Origin of the sequence: Deinococcus murrayi DSM 11303, from assembly GCF_000482805.1 — a bacterium.
Lineage (GTDB): Bacteria > Deinococcota > Deinococci > Deinococcales > Deinococcaceae > Deinococcus > Deinococcus murrayi.
Genome location: NZ_AXWT01000033.1, coordinates 1 through 19,021, shown reverse-complemented (window position 1 = coordinate 19,021; position 19,021 = coordinate 1). Strand labels below are relative to the sequence as shown.

18 protein-coding genes are annotated in these 19,021 nt (G+C 68.7%); 6 read left to right on the top strand and 12 right to left on the bottom strand.

Annotated elements, in window-relative coordinates; genetic code table 11:
• Positions 1–150: 150 nt before the first annotated feature.
• Together galE and H565_RS0107925 are read left to right on the top strand one after the other, a co-directional pair.
• Positions 151–1,155 carry a UDP-glucose 4-epimerase GalE gene (galE, locus tag H565_RS0107930; protein ID WP_027460573.1) on the top strand — a complete coding sequence of 335 codons (1,005 nt, stop codon included), beginning with the start codon at positions 151–153 and terminating at the stop codon, positions 1,153–1,155.
• A 45-nt stretch (positions 1,156–1,200) separates the two neighbouring features.
• The gene (locus tag H565_RS0107925) at positions 1,201–2,544 is read left to right on the top strand and encodes a M20/M25/M40 family metallo-hydrolase (RefSeq protein WP_084542922.1); all 1,344 of its coding nucleotides are present in this window, start codon (positions 1,201–1,203) and stop codon (positions 2,542–2,544) included.
• Positions 2,545–2,586: 42 nt separating this feature from the next.
• Here the strand turns inward: H565_RS0107925 and H565_RS0107920 are convergent, their stop codons facing one another.
• From H565_RS0107920 to H565_RS0107890, 7 genes are all read right to left on the bottom strand, one after another.
• On the bottom strand, positions 2,587–3,981 hold the full coding sequence (locus H565_RS0107920) for an RtcB family protein (RefSeq protein ID WP_027460571.1): 1,395 nt from the start codon (positions 3,979–3,981) through the stop codon (positions 2,587–2,589).
• Positions 3,982–4,064: 83 nt separating this feature from the next.
• On the bottom strand, positions 4,065–5,534 hold the full coding sequence (locus H565_RS0107915) for a UDP-N-acetylmuramoyl-L-alanyl-D-glutamate--2,6-diaminopimelate ligase (RefSeq protein ID WP_027460570.1): 1,470 nt from the start codon (positions 5,532–5,534) through the stop codon (positions 4,065–4,067).
• A 10-nt stretch (positions 5,535–5,544) separates the two neighbouring features.
• On the bottom strand, positions 5,545–6,168 hold the full coding sequence (locus tag H565_RS0107910) for a deoxynucleoside kinase (RefSeq protein WP_027460569.1): 624 nt from the start codon (positions 6,166–6,168) through the stop codon (positions 5,545–5,547).
• A gap of 84 nt (positions 6,169–6,252) precedes the next feature.
• Complete coding sequence (locus H565_RS0107905; protein ID WP_027460568.1) at positions 6,253–6,879, bottom strand: deoxynucleoside kinase; 627 nt, start codon at positions 6,877–6,879, stop codon at positions 6,253–6,255.
• 120 nt (positions 6,880–6,999) lie between these two features.
• A complete protein-coding gene (locus H565_RS0107900) occupies positions 7,000–8,112 on the bottom strand; it encodes a S1C family serine protease (RefSeq protein WP_034406289.1) in 1,113 nt (370 codons plus the stop codon).
• Positions 8,109–8,318 carry an FmdB family zinc ribbon protein gene (locus tag H565_RS0107895; protein WP_027460566.1) on the bottom strand — a complete coding sequence of 70 codons (210 nt, stop codon included), beginning with the start codon at positions 8,316–8,318 and terminating at the stop codon, positions 8,109–8,111. Before H565_RS0107895 ends, H565_RS0107900 begins: the two co-directional genes overlap by 4 nt.
• Positions 8,319–8,469: 151 nt before the next feature.
• The gene (locus H565_RS0107890; RefSeq protein WP_027460565.1) at positions 8,470–10,308 is read right to left on the bottom strand and encodes an acyl-CoA dehydrogenase C-terminal domain-containing protein; all 1,839 of its coding nucleotides are present in this window, start codon (positions 10,306–10,308) and stop codon (positions 8,470–8,472) included.
• A 173-nt stretch (positions 10,309–10,481) separates the two neighbouring features.
• On the opposite strand from H565_RS0107890, the gene H565_RS0107885 reads away from it, so the two are divergent.
• Positions 10,482–11,183, top strand: a complete 702-nt coding sequence (locus tag H565_RS0107885) for a Crp/Fnr family transcriptional regulator (RefSeq protein ID WP_027460564.1) — start codon at positions 10,482–10,484, stop codon at positions 11,181–11,183.
• A gap of 11 nt (positions 11,184–11,194) precedes the next feature.
• Here H565_RS0107885 and H565_RS0107880 read toward each other — a convergent pair whose 3' ends face one another.
• On the bottom strand, positions 11,195–11,848 hold the full coding sequence (locus tag H565_RS0107880; RefSeq protein ID WP_027460563.1) for a DNA-3-methyladenine glycosylase family protein: 654 nt from the start codon (positions 11,846–11,848) through the stop codon (positions 11,195–11,197).
• A gap of 122 nt (positions 11,849–11,970) precedes the next feature.
• On the opposite strand from H565_RS0107880, the gene H565_RS0107875 reads away from it, so the two are divergent.
• Positions 11,971–12,435, top strand: a complete 465-nt coding sequence (locus tag H565_RS0107875; RefSeq protein ID WP_027460562.1) for a YbaY family lipoprotein — start codon at positions 11,971–11,973, stop codon at positions 12,433–12,435.
• A gap of 77 nt (positions 12,436–12,512) precedes the next feature.
• Here the strand turns inward: H565_RS0107875 and H565_RS0107870 are convergent, their stop codons facing one another.
• On the bottom strand, positions 12,513–13,124 hold the full coding sequence (locus H565_RS0107870) for a DedA family protein (RefSeq protein ID WP_027460561.1): 612 nt from the start codon (positions 13,122–13,124) through the stop codon (positions 12,513–12,515).
• 86 nt (positions 13,125–13,210) lie between these two features.
• Here H565_RS0107870 and H565_RS0107865 point away from each other — a divergent pair, with 86 nt between their 5' ends.
• Positions 13,211–13,879 (top strand): HAD family hydrolase, encoded by a 669-nt coding sequence (locus H565_RS0107865; protein WP_027460560.1) that lies wholly within the window; start codon positions 13,211–13,213, stop codon positions 13,877–13,879.
• A 138-nt stretch (positions 13,880–14,017) separates the two neighbouring features.
• Here the strand turns inward: H565_RS0107865 and H565_RS0107860 are convergent, their stop codons facing one another.
• Genes H565_RS0107860 through H565_RS14745 form a run of 3 tightly spaced genes read right to left on the bottom strand, consistent with a single transcriptional unit; the run spans position 14,018 to position 16,811 of the window.
• On the bottom strand, positions 14,018–14,695 hold the full coding sequence (locus H565_RS0107860) for an SDR family oxidoreductase (protein ID WP_027460559.1): 678 nt from the start codon (positions 14,693–14,695) through the stop codon (positions 14,018–14,020).
• A 36-nt stretch (positions 14,696–14,731) separates the two neighbouring features.
• Positions 14,732–15,979: a M24 family metallopeptidase gene (locus tag H565_RS0107855; protein ID WP_027460558.1), complete on the bottom strand. Its 1,248-nt coding sequence runs from the start codon at positions 15,977–15,979 to the stop codon at positions 14,732–14,734.
• A gap of 16 nt (positions 15,980–15,995) precedes the next feature.
• The gene (locus tag H565_RS14745) at positions 15,996–16,811 is read right to left on the bottom strand and encodes an ion transporter (protein WP_034406263.1); all 816 of its coding nucleotides are present in this window, start codon (positions 16,809–16,811) and stop codon (positions 15,996–15,998) included.
• Between the two features lie 74 nt (positions 16,812–16,885).
• Between H565_RS14745 and H565_RS0107845 the strand changes: the two genes are divergently transcribed.
• Positions 16,886–18,739: a menaquinone biosynthesis decarboxylase gene (locus tag H565_RS0107845; protein WP_027460557.1), complete on the top strand. Its 1,854-nt coding sequence runs from the start codon at positions 16,886–16,888 to the stop codon at positions 18,737–18,739.
• The last annotated feature ends 282 nt before the right edge of the window (positions 18,740–19,021 follow it).

Here is a 19,021-nt window from a genome sequence, read left to right as displayed (position 1 = left end):
GCTGGTAGAGCACTACCTTGCCAAGGTAGATGTCGCGAGTTCGAATCTCGTCTCCCGCTCCACTTCAACCCCCCCCACCTCTCCGGTGGGGGGGTGATTTCTACGCTGCATGTAAAGGCTGGGACCGTAGTCATCCCGTACCCTGACCCCATGAAGCTGCTGGTCGTTGGAGGGGCGGGATATATCGGGTCGCACACGGTGCGGCAGTTGCGGGCTGCAGGGCACGAAGTGGTGGTGTTCGACAACTTCAGCAGTGGTCACGTTCAGGCACTTCCGGCGGACGTTGCCTGGGTTCGGAGGGATTTGCTGGAGGCGGAAGCGGTGCGGGCGGTGCTGGAAGCCCATCAGCCCGACGCCATCATTCACTTTGCTGCCCTCATCGAGGTAGGTGAGAGCATGGGGGCGCCGGGCCGCTACTACCGCAACAACGTGGTGGGCAGCCTCAACCTGCTGGAGGCCGTGATGCAGACGCGGGTCGTGCCCCTGGTCTTTTCGTCGACCGCCGCGGTCTACGGCACAACTGACGCGGTGCCCATCCCCGAAGAGGCCCCCCTTCACCCCGAAAGCGTCTATGGGGAAACCAAGCGGATGACCGAGCAGATGATTCACGCCTTTCATGCCGCGCATGGCTTGCCCTTCGTTGTGCTGCGGTACTTCAATGTCTGCGGCGCGGCTCCCGGCGGCGAGATTGGGGAGGACCACCCCAACAAGACCCACCTCATCGAGCTGGCTTGCCTCACGGCTCTGGGGCAACGCGAGGAGATGAAGATTTTCGGGGATGATTATCCCACCCCCGACGGCACCTGCATCCGCGACTATATCCACGTACAGGACCTTGCCGACGCGCATGTGCTGGCGGTCGAAGGACTGGGGCGCGGGCAGATTTCCGCTGCAACCTACAACGTGGGTCTGGGCCACGGCTTCTCGGTGAGGGAGGTGCTGGATGCGGTCGATGCCGTGCTCGCCGAGGACGGTCTGCCGCCCCTGCCCCGGCGGGTCGCCCCCCGTCGCCCCGGCGACCCGCCCCGCCTCGTCGCGGACGCCCGCCGCATCGTGGACGAGCTGGGCTTCCAGCCGCAGTTCACGGCTCTCAAGGACATCGTGCGGACCGCTTGGGATTGGCACCGGGGACATCCACACGGCTTTGAGGACTAGGGCATGCCTCAGAAACCTCTCCCTGCCTTCTTTTAGGCTGGCGTCGTGACTTCCCTCTCCTCAGACCTGCTCCCCCATATCGAACGTGGCCTCGCGGACCTGCGCGACCTCGTGGCCCTGGAGAGCGTTTCCGCGCAGGGGCGGATGCTGCCGGAAACGGCGGCCTTCGTCACCCGGCTGCTGGAAGCCGAGGGCTTCGCGGTGCGCGAGTACCCCGGCAAGGTGGCACCCGTCCTCGTGGCAGAGGCGGGCGAGGGTCCGGCCACCCTGCTGATTTACAACCATTACGATGTGCAGCCCGAAGACCCGCTGGAGCTGTGGGAAACGCCGCCCTTTACTCTGACGGAGCGGGATGGACGGCTGTACGGGCGCGGGGCATCGGACGACAAGGGCGAGTTCGCCTCCCGGCTGGCGGCGGTGCGGGCGGTGCGGGCGCGGCATGGAGGCCGCCTCCCCCTGCGGGTGCGGTGGCTGATCGAGGGTGAGGAGGAGGTCGGCAGCCCCACCCTGGAACGGTTCGTGGCGGAACACGCAAACGAGCTGCGGGCTGACGGCTGCTGGTGGGAGTTCGGCTCGGTGGACCCAGAGGGGCGGCCCGTGATGTATCTCGGCCTTAAGGGGGTGATGTGCCTGGAGCTGCGCTGCCGGGTGGCCGCCTCGGACCTACACAGCAGCCTGGGAGCTGTGGTGGACAATCCGCTCCACCGTCTTGCCCGTGCCGTCGCTTCCCTGCGCGACGAGGCAGGCTGGGTGACCATCCCCAGCTTCTATGAGGACGTGCGGGAACCCTCCCCTGCCGATTGGGAGGCACTTGCTCGCCTTCCCGGCGACGGGGAGAGTGTGCGCGAGACCTACGGGGTGACCCAGCCCCTGGCGACCGGCCCGGCCTACCATGAGCGCTTGAACTTTCATCCGGTTGTCAACGTGAACGGCTGGGGCGGTGGCTACCAGGACGCAGGAAGCAAGACCGTGCTCCCCGCGGCGGGATTCGTCAAGCTGGATTTCCGGCTGGTGCCCGACCAAGACCCGGCGCGGGTGCTCTCACTCTTGCGAGCGCACCTGGACGCTCAGGGACTGGAGGACGTGGAGATAGTCGAACTGGAGGCTCACCAGCGCCCGGCGCGAGCAGATGCGGCCCACCCCTTCGTGCGGGCCTGCACCGAAGCGGCGCGGGAGGCCTACGGCGCTGCGCCCATCGTGAACCCCAGCAGTGGCGGCAGCGGACCGATGCATCCCTTTATGGCCGCACTCGGCGTGCCCTGCGTAGCCTTGGGGATTGGGAATGTGGGCGGACGGGTGCACGCGCCGAACGAGAACATCCTGCGCGAGCATTTTGAAAAGGGGGTGGCGTTCGGAGTCGCACTGCTGGAGCGGCTGGCGCGGCCATAAGCGCGGCGCGTCTTTGCCGGGGCCAACTGGCGGCTGTAGCCGCTACACGTCCTCGTGCCCGGTGTCCATGCGGACCACGCGGGGGCGAAACTCGGCCACCACGTCCACCAGGTCGCGCTGGCGAGCGAGGACCTCCTCGATACGCTTGTATGCTTGGGGCGCTTCGTCTACCCCGCCGCCGAGCAGGGTGACGCCGCGTTCTTGCAGATAGGCTTGAACGTCACGCTTGTTCAGTGTCCGCTCGGCGGCCTTGCGGCCCAGCTGTCGCCCGGCCCCGTGGCTGGCACTGGCAAGGGCCTCCGGGTGGCCGCGCCCGCGCACCACAAAGCCGGGGTCCGCCATACTGCCGGGAATCAGGCCGAGGCGTCCGGCCTCGGCGGGAGTCGCGCCCTTGCGGTGCACGACGACTTCTTCGCCATTCGGGAGCGTCTGCTTCCAGGCGAGGTTGTGGCTGTTGCGGACCTGCGCGAGCGGCTCCGTGCCCAGGGCGCGGGCGAGGCGGGCGTGAATGAGGTCGTGATTGGCGAGGGCGTACCGCCCCGCGAGGGTCATCGCCTGCCAGTAGCCCTCGCCTTCCTCGGTGTGCAGCGGCAACCAGGCAAGCTGGCGGGCGGCGGGGTCAAGCTGCGGGTGCAGGGCCTGGGCCACTTTGGTGTAGTGATGGGCCACCTGCGCTCCAAAGCCCCGCGAGCCGCTGTGCGAAAGCAACGCGAGGTAGTCCCCGGCGGGGAGGCCCAGGTCGGTGGCGGGCAGGTGCAGGGTGCCAAACTCCACGAAGTGGTTGCCGCTGCCCGACGTGCCGAGTTGCTCGGCGGCCTTGTCCCGCAGTCGCCGCAGCAGCGCCTGCTCGCGCCAGGCGGGGTCGTCCAGCACCTCGTGGTTGCCCCGCCAGGCCTTCTCGAAGCTCACGCCCGCGCCGAAGCGGGTGTGCTTCAGCAGCAGTTGCCGGGCTTCGTCGGTGCTCAGGGCGTCGGGGGGCAGGGGCAGCACACTGAGCATCATCGAGCAGCCGATGTCCACGCCCACCCCGTAGGGGATGACGGCCCCCTGTGTGGCCAGCACCCCGCCGATGGGGAGGCCGTAGCCCACATGCGCGTCGGGCATCAGCGCCCCGGCACGGCTGACCGGCAGCCGCATCGCCACGTCCATCTGGGCGCGTGCCCCCGGCTCAATCAGGTCTTCGCCCCAGAGGCGGTAGGGCAGCGGCGTGGGCCGCAGGGCAGCTGGGCGCACTGGCCCCCGCGAGGTCAGCTCTGCCGCGAGGTCGGCATAGACCCCTCCGGCGACATACGCCTCCGGGTGGTCGCGCACGGAAGCGAGTTCGCCCAGAATCTCTTGGCGGCGCAGGCCCGCCCGCTCGCGCACCTTCGCGGCGGCGAGGGCGAGCGCCGCCGCTCGGCCCCCAAAGCCCAACTTCGCGATGTGTTTGCCGTTCATGGCTCCAGCCTCTGCGCCCCGGATGTGGGGCGGCGAGCGAGGGCGGGCACGGTTCCTTCATGCATGGGGGTCCGCCCCCGTGGTCAGGCTCGCCTGGCCCCCAGGGCCGCCCGCGCTTCTGCCACCTCATTCCAGGGGAGCGTCTCGCCCCCGCGCTCCAGGGTGTCTTCGGCCCCCTTGCCCGCGAGCAGCACGGTGTCGCCGGGGCGCGCCCGCCCAATCGCGTAGCGAATGGCCTCGCGGCGGTCCCCGACCGAGACGAAGTTGGTTCGGCCCGCCGCCTGCGCTCCCCGCTCCATCTCGGCGAGGATGTCCGAGAGGGGGGTGTCGCGGTGGTCTTCCTCCGTAAAGACGGCGTGGTCGGCTCCCCGCGCGGCCACCTCGCCGAGGGGCGCCCGCTTGCCGGGGTCGCGCAGGCCGCCCGCCGACCCAATCACCACCCACAGCTCGCCCGGCGTGGTCGTCCGCAGCGTCGCCAGCGCCCCCGCCAGGCTGGGGGGCGTGTGGGCGAAATCCACAACCACCCGCGGGGCGTCCTCGCCGCCAGGAACGAGTTCCATGCGCCCCGGCACTCCGCCGAAGGAGGCGAGGCCGCCGACCAGCGCTGCTTGCGTCCCCCCCAGCCGCGCCGCTGCCGCCATCGCCGCAAGCGCATTGGCGACGTTGAAGCGCCCAATCATGGGGAGGTGCGCCGCGAACTCGCCCAGCGGGGACCTCACCCGGAAGTGCAGCCCGGTCGCCCGCTCCTCGACGTCCAGGGCCTGCCAGTCGGCGGGAGCGCCCTCCAGCGAGTAGGTCGTCTCGGCGGGGGCCACTCCGGTCAGGCGGGCAGTCCAGGGGTCGTCGGCGTTCAGGACCGCGAAGGGGGCACGCTCGACGAGCTTGCGCTTTTCCGCGAAGTAGTTCTCCATGCTGCCGTGGAAGTCGAGGTGCTCCCGCGTGAGGTGGGTCCAGACCGCCACATCCCACTCGACCCCGCGCACCCGGTCCAGGGCGAGGGCGTGGCTGCTCGCCTCCAGCACTGCCGCCCCGGCACCCGCTTCCAGCAGCTCGCGCAGGGTTGCTTGCAGCTGCGGCGCTTCGGGGGTGGTGAAGTGAGCGGGAAAGTGGCGCAGCACGCCGTCGGGCAGCTCGTAGCCCACGGTGCTCAGCAGGCCGGTCGGGAGGCCCGCCGCCCGCAGCAGGTGGCGGGTCAGCCAGCTCGTGGTGGTCTTGCCGTCGGTGCCCGTCACGCCGACCACCTTCAGCGCCCGGCTGGGGTGGCCCGCCAGCGCCGCCGCCGCGTCCGCCAGCGCTGCCCGTGCGTCGGGCACCCGCAGGTAGGGCAGGGGAGAGGTCTGCCCCGCGCTCAACCCCTCGCCCAGCACCGCGACCGCGCCGCGCCGAGCAACCTCCTCTAGAAACTGGTGGCCGTCAAACCGCGCTCCCCGAATCGCCACAAAAAGGAACCCTGGCTCGGTCCAGGCGGCGTGGTGGGTGACTCCCCGCACGGCCACGTTGGGCAGGTCGGGATGGGGGACGTTGAGGGCGGCGGCCAGCTCAGGCAGGTGCATGGGAGGGAGGCTAGCGCAGCAGCGGCAACCCGAAGCCGTGTGCCTGTACCCGCTCACACACCCACTGAAAGGCCGCCGGGTCCTGCACGAAATCCAGCTCGTCGCCCGGTACCCGTACGACCGGGCAGGCGTCAAAGCGCTGAATCCAGGCCTCGTACAGGCGGCTCAGGCCCCCCAGGTAGGCGTCGGGAATGTCCTGCTCGTAGGTGCGGCCCCGCTGGGCGATGCGCTTTTTCAGGGTGGGCAGCGAGGCGTCGATGTGAATCAGGAGGTCGGGCACCCGCAGGGCGGGCAGCACCCCCTCGTAGAGGCCCCGGTAGGTGGCCCAGTCGCGGGCTTCCATCTGCCCCGACTCGTAGAGGTTGCGGGCGAAGACGTTGGCGTCCTCGAAGACCGTGCGGTCCTGAATGACGTACCGCGCCCCCGTCACGGTTTGCAGATGCTGCTCGAGCCGCCGCGACAGGAAATACACCTGGCTATGAAAGGAATACCGCCGCATGTCGCGGTAGAAGTCCTCCAGGTAAGGATTGTCGGCATACGGCTCGTAGACCGGGCGCAGGCCGTAGCGGTCAGCGAGCATCCGGGTCAGGGTGCTCTTGCCGCTGCCGATGTTGCCAGAGATGGCGAGGTACATGTCAGCGGCCCCGCCGCTGGAAAGTGGAGAGTGGGGAGTGGGAAGTGGACAAAAGCCGTCCCGCCCTCTGCGGCCTCCGCCCCCTCACACCGCCGCCCCCTCCCGCGCCACCCGGTGTTCTCCCAGGGACGCGGCAATCTCGGCGTGCAGGGCGCGTTCGTCGTCCGGGTTTTCCACGAAGTCATAACGGGCCGCGTCCACCGTGAGCAGGGGGCCGGAATAGGTCCGGAAGTACTCGTCGTAGCGGGCAGTGAGGTCCGCGAGGTAGGCGGCTTGCAGGTCGCGCTCGAAGGGGCGGCCCCGTTTCTCTATGCGCGAGAGCAGCAGCTCTGGCTCGGCCCGCAGGTAAACCACGAGGTCTGGGGTGGGCAGCCGGGGCGAGAGGTGGCGGTAGAGGTCCTCGTAGAGGGCGAACTCCGCATCCTTGAGGTTCATCGCCGCAAAGATGAAGTCCTTGTCAAAGAGGTAGTCGCTGACCACGTGGCCGCTCCACAGCCCCGGCTGCGCGAGCGCCGAGAGCTGCTTGAAGCGCGAGAGCAAAAAGAAGACCTGCACCTGAAAGGCGTACGCCTCCGGTGCTGCGTAGAACCGGGCCAGGAAGGGATTTTCCTCCACGACCTCCAGGTTCAGCTCCGCGCCGTAGCGCCCCGCGAGCCGCCCCGCCAGGCTCGTTTTTCCTACCCCGATGGGGCCTTCGACGACGACGTACATAGCAGAGGGGATGATAGAGCTTCCAGCCGCCAGCGCCCAGCAGCCAGAAAAAACCGCTCCAGCATGGGCTGAAGCGGTGGCTGCCATTGCTGGCGGCTGGAAGCTGGCCGCTGGACTCCTTCACTGCAACGTCCGCTTCTGCAACGTCACCCGCACGTTGACGCTCTTTTTGTTGCGCCACACCCGCAGGTCGACAGTTTGGCCGGGGCGTTTGGCGGCGACCAGCCGGGTCACGTCGTAACTGCCGCGAACACGCACACCGTCTACCGCGACGATGATGTCGCCGAGCGGCGCGAGGAGCTGGCCACGGCTGTTGCGCAGGCTGCCGCGCAAGCCCGCCCGCGCCCCGGCGGACCCGGCGGCCACCTCGTCGACGAGGGCACCCTCCGAGCTGCTCAGGCCCGCGAGCTGCCGCAGCGCCGGGTCGAGGGAATCGAGGTCCACCAGGGTGACACCCAGGGTGCCGCGCTGGGGCACGCCAATCTTTTCGAGGTCGTCGAGGCTCTGGCGCACGAGGTCGCTGGGAATCGCCATCCCGATGATGCCCGGCACGAAGAGGTTGGGAGCGGCATTGGCGTCCGCGACGCCCACCACCGCGCCCCTGGAGTCGAGGACCGGGCCACCGCTGTTGCCCTGCTGGATGCTGGCGGTTGTCAGCAGGTACTGCCCGATTTCCTGGCCAAGCTGGTCGTCCCGCGGCACGTCCTGGGCGCTTGCCATCACGCTAAAGACCCCGGTGCCCACGAAGTTGGGAATCCGCAGCGGCGTGCCGATGGTGATGAGCTTCTGCCCCGGAATCAGCCCCGCGCTGCGCCCGAAGGAGAGGGTGCGCGGAGCCGAGACGCCGCTGACACGCAGGATGGCGATGTCGATGCCGGGGTCGATGCCCTCGACCCGCGCCGGAACCCGTCGCCCGTTGTAGAGGGTCACGCTGACGGACTCTTGGTACTGCACGACGTGATAGTTCGTGACGATGAGGTTGGGCTTGTAAAAAAAGCCGGTGCCCGTCTCGACCGGGTCGTCGCCCGCCTGCAAGAACTCCTTGCGCAGCCGGGCATCGACCCGCACGACCGCGCGCAGCGACTTTTGCACCACCTCGACCGTGTTGATTTCATCGGTGGTCGCGAGCGCCCGCTGCGCCTGCACGCCCTGCCCGTGCCCGGTGAAATAGAGGGCGGCCCCCGCTCCGGCAAGGAGCAGGGCCGCCGCCAGGGCACGCAGCGGGGCGGTCACTCGCCGCCGCCGCCCTCGCCCTTGGGAGCCGGGCGGGAATCGGTCACGTAAAAGCCGCTGCCACGAAAGGCGATGCCCGGTGCCGAGAGCACCCGCTTGATGGCCGCTCCCGTCTCCGGGTGGGTCGTGAGCGGTTCGTCGCGCATGCTCTGCTTAATCTCGTAGGTTTCGCCAGTCTCGATGTTCTTGTAGACGTACGTGGGCATGTCGGTCCTCTCCAGGCGCTTACTGTAGCAAGGCCGCTCCAGCCGAAGCGTGAACCGTTTCTCCAGGTTGGACGGAGGGGGACCTGCCTCCGCCCAGCCCCAAAAAGCCCCCGCTCCACCGGGGAGGGGGGCCTGGGTTGAGGACGGGCGGTTACGCTCCGACGAGCGCCCGCTCCATCCCGAACACGGCGCGGTCGTCTACGGCCAGCGGTTCGTTTCCGGCCTTGATGGTGGCCGCGAGCATCTTGGTTTCGGGGAAGAGCTTGGCGAAGTAGAAGCGGGCAGTCTGCACCTTGCCGAGGTAGAAGCCGTCGCGGTCCTGGCCCGCCTGAATCTTTTCGTGGGCGATTTTCGCCATCCGCGCCCACAGGTAGCCGTACACGACGTGCCCGAAGTAGCGCAGGTAGTCTACGGCGGCGGCGTTGACCTCGTCGGCGCCCTCCGGCCCCGCCATCGCCTTTTGGCCGATAACCATCGTCAGCGAGCCGAGCTGCCCGGCGGCCTTGCCGAGCTGATCGAGGTAGGGGGCGAGGTCCTCGTCGCCTTCGTTTTCCTCGACGAACTCCTGCAAGGTCCCGGCGAGCTTCTGAAGCTTCTTTCCGCCGTCCATCAGCACCTTGCGCCCCAGCAGGTCGAGGGCCTGAATGCCGTTGGTGCCCTCGTAAATCTGACCGATGCGGGCGTCACGCACGAACTGCTCCAGGCCCCACTCGCGGATGTAGCCGTGGCCCCCCAGCACCTGCTGCGAGAGCACCGCCGTCGTGAAGCCGTTGTCGGTCATAAAGGCCTTGGCGACCGGGGTCAGCAGCGCCACGAGGTCGGCGGCTTCCTGGCGCTTGGCCGCGTCGGGGTGGTGGTGCTCGATGTCGATGCTCAGGGCCAGCCACATCGCCAGTGCCCGGCCCGCTTCGGTGTACGCCTTGCCCGTCAGCAGCATGCGGCGCACGTCGGGGTGCACGAGGATGGGGTCGGCGGGTTCGGCGGGGTTCACCCGCGGCTCGTGACGCATCTGGAGGCGGTCTTTGGCATAGGCCAGCGCGTTTTGGTAGGCCACCTCGCCCAGGCCAAGGCCCTGGAGGCCTGTGCCCAGCCGGGCGGCGTTCATCATGATGAACATGTGGTTCATGCCCTTGTTGACTTCGCCGACGAGGTAGCCCTTCGCGCCGTCAAAGTTCAGCACGGCAGTCGCGTTGCCGTGGATGCCCATCTTGTGCTCGATGGAGCCGCACACGACCGTGTTGCGCTCGCCGAGGCTGCCGTCGGGGTTGGGCACGAACTTGGGGACGAGGAAGAGGGAAATGCCCTTGGTGCCCTGCGGACTGCCCTCCAGCCGGGCGAGCACGAGGTGCACGATGTTTTCGGCGAGGTCGTGCTCGCCCGCGCTGATAAAAATCTTGGTGCCGGTAATCGCGTAGGTGCCGTCGCCGTTGTTCACGGCTTTGGTGCGAATCATGCCCAGGTCGGTGCCCGCGTGCGGTTCGGTGAGGCACATCGTGCCCGTCCACTCGCCCGACACCAGCTTGGGGAGGTAGAGGGTTTTGAGGTCTTCGCTGCCCACCGCGTGCAGGGCCGAGTACGCCCCGTGCGACAGGCCGGGGTACATGCTCCAGGCCACGTTCGCGGAGGTCATCATCTCGACAAGCACGTTGCTCACGAGGTGGGGCATCCCCTGGCCGCCGTAGGCGGGGTCGGCGTCGAGCGCGGTCCAGCCCGCTTCCCGGTACTTCTTGTACGCCTCCTTAAAGCCCGTGGGCGTGCTCACCGAGCCGTCGTCGTGGCGGGTGCAACCCTCCTCGTCGCCGACGCGGTTGAGGGGCACGAGTTCGGTCTCGACGAAGCGGGCAGCTTCCTCCAGCACTTGATTGAGCAGGTCCGCGTCAGCGGTGTCGTTCTGCTGGTAAAAGGGGACCTCTGCGAGCACCTGGGGCGCTTGCAGCAGCTCGTGCATCAGGAACTTGATGTCGCGCAGGGGAGCTTTGTACTGGGGCATGGGATTCCTCCTCTGGGGCGCGGCCTCCTTGTTGCAGGAGGGCACGCAGGCTCTTTGCTTGGACTGAGTCTAATACAACTGGGTGGCGTGGGAGGCGGGGGGTTGGGGCGAAGGGAAGGGCCGCCGCCTGCTGCGCTGCGCGGGTCCAGCATTCCGGGTATTCTGACCGCACCATGAACTATCCGAGCCTGGTCTGGCACCTCAAGCGGACAGAGTTGTTCGCTGATTTGGAGCTGGACGAGCTGGAGCGGGTGGCGGCGGCGACGCCCTGCCGGAACTACCATCCCGGCGAGGTGATTTACCGCATGGATGACCCGGCGGACGCGCTGTATTTCGTGCGCGGCGGTCTGGTCAAAATCAGCAAGTTGTTTCCCAATGGCAAAGAGGCGATCTTGGGGGTGGTGGGCCAGCACGACACCTTTGGCGAGCTGCTGCTGGAGCCGGAAGAACGCCGTCCCACCCAGGCCGAGGCCGTCGAACCTACCAGCCTAATCGTGCTGCCCCGCCACGAGTTGCAGCAGCTTCTCGCCCAGCGCCCCGAACTCGCCATGAAGCTGATTCGGCTGATGGCGGCGCGGCTGTTTGAGGCCCGCTCATGGACCGCCGCTTTCAGCGCCTACAGCGCTCCCGAACGGGTGGCCAGTTTGCTCTACCGCCTTGCCCGTGAGTTCGGGCGGCCTCACCCACAGGGGGTTGAAGTCGCCCTCAAGCTCAGCCAGGAAGACCTCGCCCGCATGGTCGGGGCCACCCGTGAGACGGTCAGCCATTCCCTGGGCAAGCTCAAGCAGGCTGGGGCCATCACCCGCGCCCGCACGCCCATCGTGGTCAAGATGGACGTGCTCCGGTCGCTGCTGCCCGAACCCGAAGAACGCTGAGGAGCGGCGGGTCAGCTGCGGGGGCGGCGTTGCTGGGTCCGTGCTTGACGGGCCTGCTCTTGCCGGGCGTGGTGCTCGGCCCACAGGGCGCGGGCGGCGAGGGTGCGCCAAGGGGACCACGCCGCCGCGACCGCCTGGGGGTCGGCTCCGGGCGCGAGGCGGGCCAGCCCCTGGCGCAAGACGAGGTCGCCGTGGCTAAAGACGTCGGGCCGCGCCAGCCCGAAGATGAGGAACATCTCGGCGGTCCAGCGCCCAATCCCCGGCAGCGGGGTCAGCGCCGCGATGACCGCCTCGTCGGGCAGGCTGCCCAGGTGCGCGAAGTCTATCCGCCCGGCCTCAGCGGCCCCGGCGAGGGCCTGCACGGTGCGGACCTTTGCCCACGAGAGACCCAGCGCCCGCAGGGTGTCGGGGGAGGCTGCGCCCAGCGCTCCCGGCGTCACCTCGCCGAGCGCGGCCTCCACCCGCCCCGCGATGCGGGCCGCCGCCGCTGCCGAAAGCTGCTGCCCCATCACGCTGCGCACCAGGGTGCCGAAGGGGTCCGGGGTGGGGGCAAGCGGAGGCAGCGGCCCCAGCCGGGCGATGACCTCCCCCAGCACCGGATCCCGCAGGAGGAAGGCGCGGCCTGTGGGGTGGTCGGGGAAGTTGGGGGGCGGCGCGGGGAGCATACGCCAGAGCAGAGCACGTCCGCCGGGGCCAGACCGTGACGCCCCCCGACCGTCCCCATCGCTAAAGGAAGGGGCCGCGCTCTTCTGTCGTACCTGACGTCGCTGGGGGCTAGCGTGGGGCCATGAAGCGAGCTTTTTCCCTGCTGCTGGCCACTCTTGTGTTCTCCGTCGCCTCTGCCCAGGGCATCCGCATCGTGCGGCCTGGGACGCCGCCCTCCGCTCCAGCGGCAGCCCCCGCGACCACCTCGCCCGTGCCCAGCCTCGCGGACGTGCCCGCCGGGTGGCGAGTGCTGGGCGGGCGGATTTACGCGCCCTCGGCGGTGCGCTTGCCCGCCGGAAGCATCGTCACCGTCACCCTTGGGGACACGGCGGGGGCCACCCTGCTGGAGGTGAGCTTTCCGGCGACCCGGCTCTCAGCCCCCTACCAGCTCCAGTACAACCCGGTGCGGCTGAACCCCCGCCGCGAGTACGTCGTCACCGCCCGTGTCAGCGATGCGCGGGGCCGCCTGCTGTACCGCTCGGCTTCTGCCCAGGCCCTGCCGGGAGACCGCGCCGCCGCCCTCGACCTGCGGGTCGTGCCCCGCTAAACGCGGCGAGACAAGCTCAAGTCGAGGCAAGTGGAGGCCGCCGGGAATGCTCGCCCGGCGGCCCCAGGGTGTGGGCGCTACGCCCGAACCTGTTGCTCGCGCCGCCGCTTGAGGAACCACGCCAGCGCCGCGACCGCCACCCCGCCGAGCACAATCTTGGACACCGGGCTGATGTACCGCTCGACCCGGTCGTAGTTTTCGCCCAGCACATAGCCCGCAGAGGCGAGCGCCGTAGACCACAGCCCCGACCCGATGGCGCTGTAGATCAGGAACTTGGGCATGGGCATCTCGCTCATGCCCGCCGGGAGGCTCAGCAGGCTGCGAATGCCGGGCACGAGGCGGCCAAAGAGGACCGCCTTGGCCCCGTGCCGATCGAACCAGTCGTCGGCCCGGCGGATATCCTGGCCGCTGAGGGTGAGCCACTTGCCGTGCTTGTCGGCCCAGGCGACCAGCCGCTCTTCGCCAAAGGCTCGCCCGATGTAGTACAGCGGCAGGGTGCCGATCACGCTGCCCAGCACGCCCATCAGGATGACCAGGGGCAGGCTGAGGTCGCCCCGCGCCGCCGCAAACCCTGCCGAGGGCATAATCAGCTCGCTGGGAATCGGCGGAAAGAGATTTTCCAGAATCATCAGCAGGAGGATGCCCAGGTATCCCATGCTGTCCATCAAGCCCTGCACCCAATCCGCCATGGCCTCAGCCTAGCGGGTCCGTCATGAAAAAAACGTCCGCCCAAAGTCGGGTGCCGGGGCGGGGAAGGCTGGCCTACACTCCCCGCATGGCTTCTTTGCCCCGCGCCCTCATCTTTGATTTTGACGGCACCATTCTCGATACTGAGACGCTGGAGTTTCGGCACTGGCAGGCCCTCTACCGCGAGCACGGACGAGAGCTGAGCTTGCCCGCGTGGCAGCGCGGCATCGGCACCTGGGACGCTTTTGACCCCTGGGCGGGGCTGCCCGGCCACGTGCAAGCCGACCGCGAGCGGGTCGAGCGGGACCTGCATGGGCGCATCCACGCGGCCCTTGCCGAGCAGGACCTGCGCCCCGGCGTGCGCGAGGTGCTGGCAGACGTCCGGCGGCGCGGCCTGCGGCTGGCCCTGGCCACGAGCAGCAGCCGCACCTGGGTCACCCACTGGCTTGCCGCCCACGGGCTGCTGGACCTCTTTGAAGCGCTCGCCACCCGCGACGACGTGCGCCGGGTCAAGCCCGACCCGGAGTTGTATGTCCTCGCCGCCGAGCGGCTGGGCCTCCCCGCTGCCGATTGCCTCGCGGTCGAAGACAGCCTGAACGGGGGCCTCGCTGCCGTTGCCGCTGGATGCCGCCTCATCGTGGTGCCTAACGACGTGACCCGCACCCAGCCCTTTCCCCCGGAGTGGCCCCGGCTGGAGGACGCTTACGCGGGCGGGCTAGATGGCCTCCTCGCTGTGGCGCTGAGGGCGGACGGCTGAAAGCTGACCGCTCCTAAGTACACTGCGTTCATCTTTTAGATAAACCGCGCGGAGCGCGTGGCAGCAAAAGTACGTTGGACTGGGAATGGAGCAGTTTCGGTGCCCTCCCGAAAATGCGGAATGTTAAGTTCAACGTGCTTAGACGTCCGGGTAAATCTTCAGCTCGGTCAGGTGTGCCCGGTCGGGCCGGGTGAGGGCGTGGGCTACGCTTTTGGCGAGACCGCGGGGGTCGATGGTTTCTTCCCAGTCGAAGCCCGCCTCGCGGTTTTCGGGGGTGTCGATGGCTCCCATGGGGTAGAGAACGCAGCCACGCACCCCCCGGCCCTTGAGTTCGTCGTGCAGGCTCAGGACGTAGGCGGCGACGGCGGCCTTGCTCGCGGTATAGAGGGCGGCTTTGGGACCGCTCAGCCGAGCGGCCTGACCCGCGCTCACGCCCATGATGAGGCCGTCTTTTTGCCGCAGCATATGCGGCAGCACGCCCTGCACCGCGTGGAAGAGGGTCAGCATGTTGGTGTCAAAGAGACTCCGCAGGTCGTCGGTGGTAGCCTTGTGCACGTCTTGGGCCGCAAAGGCCCCCACCGTATGCACCAGAGCATCCACCTTGACCTTGCGCAGCGTGTCTACGCTGGCGGGGTCACGCAGGTCGAGGTCGAGGACCTCGGTGGCAGGAAAGCGGTCAGCGGCGCGGGCCAGCGAGTCGCCGCGCCCGACGAGCACGAGCTGCGCACCCGCATCCTCCAGTTCCTGGGCGACAGCGGTGGCAAGTGCGCCGCCTGCCCCCGTGAGCATGATCGTCGAGGAGCTGAGGTTCGCCATGCCCACAGAGTACCGGGGCCAGGGCTTAAGCCGACCTTAAGATGACTCGCCCAGGGCGGCGGCCCGCACCGCCCGCCACTTGCCCACCCCCAGCACAAATGGCTCGCGCTGAAGCTGGGTCGTGACCTGCGGCCCCTGAGGGGCAAGAAACACGTCCACCTCGCTGCGGATGCCGAAGCCGCGCCCTCTGGGGTAGGTGCCCGGCTCCACCGTGACCGCCAGCCCCGGCGTCAACGTGCGGGTGTCGTGCGTCTCGTAGTCGTCGAGGTTGGCCCCGGCCCCGTGCAGGCTGACGCCGAGGTCGTGCCCGGTGCGGTGCAGAAAATGGGCGGCCCACGCTGGCCCCATCGCGTTCCGCGCTGCTCGGTCAAGTTCCCACCCCTGCAGGCGGCCCCAGCCCTCGGCGGCATATCGTTTCTGCAACACCCCCAGCGCGGCGTCCCGTGCTCCCCGCACCGCCTCCCACGCCGAGTGGTACTCGTATGTGGGTTCGCCCGCGTATCCCACCCAGGTCACGTCCGCGAAGGGGCGACCTTCCTCCTGCGCCCAGAGGTCGATGAGAACGCAGTCGCCATGGCGCAAAGCTGCGTTCCTCGCACCCTCCGGCTGGTAGTGCGGGTCGGCAGCGTTGGCCCCGAAGCTCACGTTGACGGGGTGGCCGCTCGTCATTCCGGCTGCGGCGATGGCCCGCTCGATGACGGCCTGCACGTCCAGCTCGGTCACGGGTTCTCCGGCCCGCAGCCGTTCGTGAATCAGGCGGAAAGCGTCGTCTTTGGCCCTCATCAGCACGTCCGCAGCGCGGCGGTGGGCGGCGAGGTCTTCTGCCGACCACACCAGAAAGGCCTGCAGCAGGTCCGCCGAACTTACGACCTCCGCCGCGCCCGCCTCCCGCACCCGCTCCAGCGTGCCCGCGTCCACCCGGCCCACGTAGGGCACCGCCCCCAGAGGGCTGTATTCCATCGCCACCCGTTTTCCGCCGACCACCCCACGCAGCCGGGCGTCGAGTTCGGCGTGCGAGCCGAAGGAACGGCGCTCTATGTCCCACCCCGCCGTCAGGCCCTCCCAGGTGCCCCCCTCGATGTGGTGGTGCAGCAGCACGGCCCTGCCTGCCCGCGGCACCCACACGAAAAAGCGCCGGGTGAGGTGCGCCCCCGCCGGAATGCCCAGTACCCGCCGGGCGTGGGGATTGAGGCCCTGAAAGTCGTACAGCAGCCAGCCATCGAGGTCCGTGCCCTGCAAGGCCGAACGCATCCGGTCAAGGGGAGAAGGGGAAGCGGGGGTCATGAAGAGAGCATAGCCCTCAGGCCCGGCTGCTCAGGTCGCCCCGCAGCGCGGCCAGCTCCTCGCGCAGCGCCCGCAGCTCGCGGTGCAAGGCCGCATTGTTCACCTCGTCCTCTTCTGGCTCGCGCTCCTGATCGTCGCCCACGAAAAAGCTGGCCAGAGTCGCCGTGATGTACCCGAACACCGAGAAGCCATACAGCGCAAGGAGGAAGGTCAGGACCTGGCCTTCACCTGTGCGCGGCCAATACTCTGACCCCAGGCTGGTGAGCAGCATGCCCACCCAGTACAACCATTCGCCGTAGCCCCCCGGCGCTCCGGGCTGCCCGGCTTCAAAGGACGCCATGCCCGCTGCTCCAGCCAGCGCCACCAGCCCAGTGGCCCCCAGCACGAAGCCCAGGCCCCGCCGCCGCAGGGTACGTCCCAGCGTTCGCAGGCCCCGGTTCAGACTGGTGAGCAGCCGCAGCAAGTTGGCCCCCCGCGTGAACCGCAGCGCTCGCAGCGCTCGTAGTCCCCGGAATGCCCGCAGAATCCGCAGCGCGGGGAGCAGCAGGCTCAGCGCGGTGAGCCAGTTCTGCCGCAGGTACCCCCCCTTGTCGGGGGCGAGGGCAAACGACAACAGAAAGTCGAGGATAAACAGCCCCCAAATCACGTTGCTCAGCGTTTGAAGGCTGGGCGGCAGGCCCCGCGTCAGGTCGAGAACCAGCAGCGCCAACCACACGAAGCTCAAGACTGTCATAGGGCGGTCGAGCAGGTTGTCCAGCGTCTGTAGCGTGGTCAGCCGCGCTTTGCGCAGTGCTTCGGCGGGCGGGTCCGGGGTGGGAGCAGGGGGGGTCATGCCTTTCAGGGTATCCGGGCACATTTCCCGTTCCGGGTACGGTTGCCCTGACCGCCCTTCTCTAGACTCCGGGCATGGCCTTTCCCGACATTCAGAGCTTCATGCGCCTGTTAGAGGAGCGCGGCGAACTCGTTCGCGTGTCCGTTCCGGTCAGGCGCGAGCTGGAAATCACTGAGATTGCGGACCGCCTCGTCAAAGCGGGCGGCCCGGCGGTCCTCTTTGAGAACGTCGTCGGGAGCGAGTTTCCCCTCGTCATCGGCCTGATGGGCACCCGCGAGCGCACGGCGCTGGCCCTGGGCGTCTCCGACCTCGACGACCTTGCCGCCAAGATTCGGCACCTCACCGACCTCAAGGGAGCGGGCGGCCTCGGCGGGTTGCTGAGCAATGCCAGCAAGCTGCGGGACGCGCTCAACCTGCCGCCCCGCCGGGTGCGGTCCGGCCCCGCCCAGGAGGTCGTTTGGCGCGGCGACGAGGTGGACCTCGGCCAGCTGCCCATCTTGAAATGCTGGCCCCTGGACGGCGGCCCCTTCGTGACCCTGCCCCTGGTCATCACGCGGGACCCTGAAACGGGCGAGCGCAACATGGGCATGTACCGCATGCAGGTCATGGGGAGGAACGTCACCGGGATGCACTGGCAGCGCCACAAGACGGGCACCAAGCATCTGGAAAAGGCGAAGCGGTTGGGCCAGCGGCTGGAAGTCGCGGTGGCTCTGGGCGGTGACCCCGCCCTGATTTACGCGGCGACCGCCCCCCTGCCGCCCGTGCCCGGCCTCGACGAGTTCGCGGTGGCGGGCTACCTGCGTGGTCAGCGGTATCCCGTCATGAAGGGCGTCACAGTCGATCTCGACGTGCCCGCCAACGCCGAGTTCGTCCTCGAAGGCTACGTGGACCCCCAGGAGGACTGGGTGATGGAGGGGCCGTTCGGCGACCACACCGGCTTTTACACGCTGCCCGACCTGTACCCCCGCTTTCACGTCACGGCAGTGACCATGCGCCGCCATCCGGTGTACCCCGCGACCATCGTGGGCCGCCCCCCGATGGAGGACGCCTACCTCATCGAGGCGTCCGAGCGGCTCTTTCTACCCGCCGCGCAGCTCATCTTGCCCGAACTCGTGGACTACCACATGCCCCCGGCGGGCGTCGCGCACAATCTCGTCTTCGCCGCCATCCAGAAGAGCTATCCCGGTCAGGCCTACAAGGTCGCCAACGGCCTTTTTGGCCTTGGCCAGATGATGTTTGCCAAGGTTATCGTCGTCGTCGATGCGGACGTCAAGGTCAATGACTTTGGGGCGGTGTGGCGTGAGGTCGCGGCCAAGGCCGTGCCGGGCCGCGACACCCTGACCACCCGCGGCCCTATCGACGTGCTCGACCACTCCAGCCGCGGCTGGGGCTACGGCGGCAAGCTCATCATCGACGCGACCACCAAACTGCCGGAGGAGGCTGGCAGCCCCGCGAGCAGCCGCCCAGGGCAGGAGCACGAGCGGGCGGGTGAGCCGCCCTTCGTGCCCCGTGCGGCCACGGAGCTGCCCTCCTTTCCGGGGGTGCTCGCCCAGCGCCAGACGCCGGACGGCTATTGGTACGTCGCCCTCGACAAGACCCGCCCCGGCCAGGCCCGCGAGCTGGCTGAGGCATTTGCGGCTCACCCGGCGGCGCGGGGGGTGCGCCACCTCCTGCTGGGGGACGCCCAGACCGACGTGACGAGCGATCAAGACGTGTGGTGGACCGTCCTGAACAACATCGACCCAGAGCGCGATGTGTGGCCCTGGCCGGCGGCGGGGGGCGGCCTGCTGGTCTGGGACGGTGCTCGCAAGCTGCCTGCCGAGGGCTTCGTGCGCGAGTGGCCCCCCAAAATCGAAATGACCCCGGAGGTGCAGCGCCGGGTGGACGCCTTGTGGCACCTGTACGGCCTGCCAGAACGGTGGCGTTAGGGGAGCACGCCGAGCAAAAACGTGCGCTGGGCGCGGTGGCGGCGGCCCCGCAGCGGCGGGCGGGCAGGGGGTGCTTGACAGGTGGGGGAAGGGGGCATATAGTTCCCTTCGCCCGAACGAAAGGGCGAGCGCGAGAAAGGCTTCAGGCCCCTCTGCGCGGGAAGCATGACAAGCTGGTGCAAGTGACGATGACAGGGCCACCTGACAGGGTGGTACGAGCGGCTGGTCACCCCGACTGGCTCCAGACTCGTGAAGGTCTGCGGACCAAACAAGCCATGCGAA

Bases quoted from the DNA above. Each gene is read 5' to 3' on its own strand.
- galE (WP_027460573.1), top strand. From the start codon at position 151: ATGAAGCTGCTGGTCGTTGGAGGGGCGGGATATATCGGGTCGCACACG.
- H565_RS0107920 (WP_027460571.1), bottom strand. From the start codon at position 3,981: ATGAACGGCAAACACATCGCGAAGTTGGGCTTTGGGGGCCGAGCGGCG.
- H565_RS0107915 (WP_027460570.1), bottom strand. From the start codon at position 5,534: ATGCACCTGCCTGAGCTGGCCGCCGCCCTCAACGTCCCCCATCCCGAC.
- H565_RS0107910 (WP_027460569.1), bottom strand. From the start codon at position 6,168: ATGTACCTCGCCATCTCTGGCAACATCGGCAGCGGCAAGAGCACCCTG.
- H565_RS0107905 (WP_027460568.1), bottom strand. From the start codon at position 6,879: ATGTACGTCGTCGTCGAAGGCCCCATCGGGGTAGGAAAAACGAGCCTG.
- H565_RS0107895 (WP_027460566.1), bottom strand. From the start codon at position 8,318: ATGCCCACGTACGTCTACAAGAACATCGAGACTGGCGAAACCTACGAG.
- H565_RS0107890 (WP_027460565.1), bottom strand. From the start codon at position 10,308: ATGCCCCAGTACAAAGCTCCCCTGCGCGACATCAAGTTCCTGATGCAC.
- H565_RS0107885 (WP_027460564.1), top strand. From the start codon at position 10,482: ATGAACTATCCGAGCCTGGTCTGGCACCTCAAGCGGACAGAGTTGTTC.
- H565_RS0107880 (WP_027460563.1), bottom strand. From the start codon at position 11,848: ATGCTCCCCGCGCCGCCCCCCAACTTCCCCGACCACCCCACAGGCCGC.
- H565_RS0107875 (WP_027460562.1), top strand. From the start codon at position 11,971: ATGAAGCGAGCTTTTTCCCTGCTGCTGGCCACTCTTGTGTTCTCCGTC.
- H565_RS0107870 (WP_027460561.1), bottom strand. From the start codon at position 13,124: ATGGCGGATTGGGTGCAGGGCTTGATGGACAGCATGGGATACCTGGGC.
- H565_RS0107865 (WP_027460560.1), top strand. From the start codon at position 13,211: ATGGCTTCTTTGCCCCGCGCCCTCATCTTTGATTTTGACGGCACCATT.
- H565_RS0107860 (WP_027460559.1), bottom strand. From the start codon at position 14,695: ATGGCGAACCTCAGCTCCTCGACGATCATGCTCACGGGGGCAGGCGGC.
- H565_RS0107855 (WP_027460558.1), bottom strand. From the start codon at position 15,979: ATGACCCCCGCTTCCCCTTCTCCCCTTGACCGGATGCGTTCGGCCTTG.
- H565_RS14745 (WP_034406263.1), bottom strand. From the start codon at position 16,811: ATGACCCCCCCTGCTCCCACCCCGGACCCGCCCGCCGAAGCACTGCGC.
- H565_RS0107845 (WP_027460557.1), top strand. From the start codon at position 16,886: ATGGCCTTTCCCGACATTCAGAGCTTCATGCGCCTGTTAGAGGAGCGC.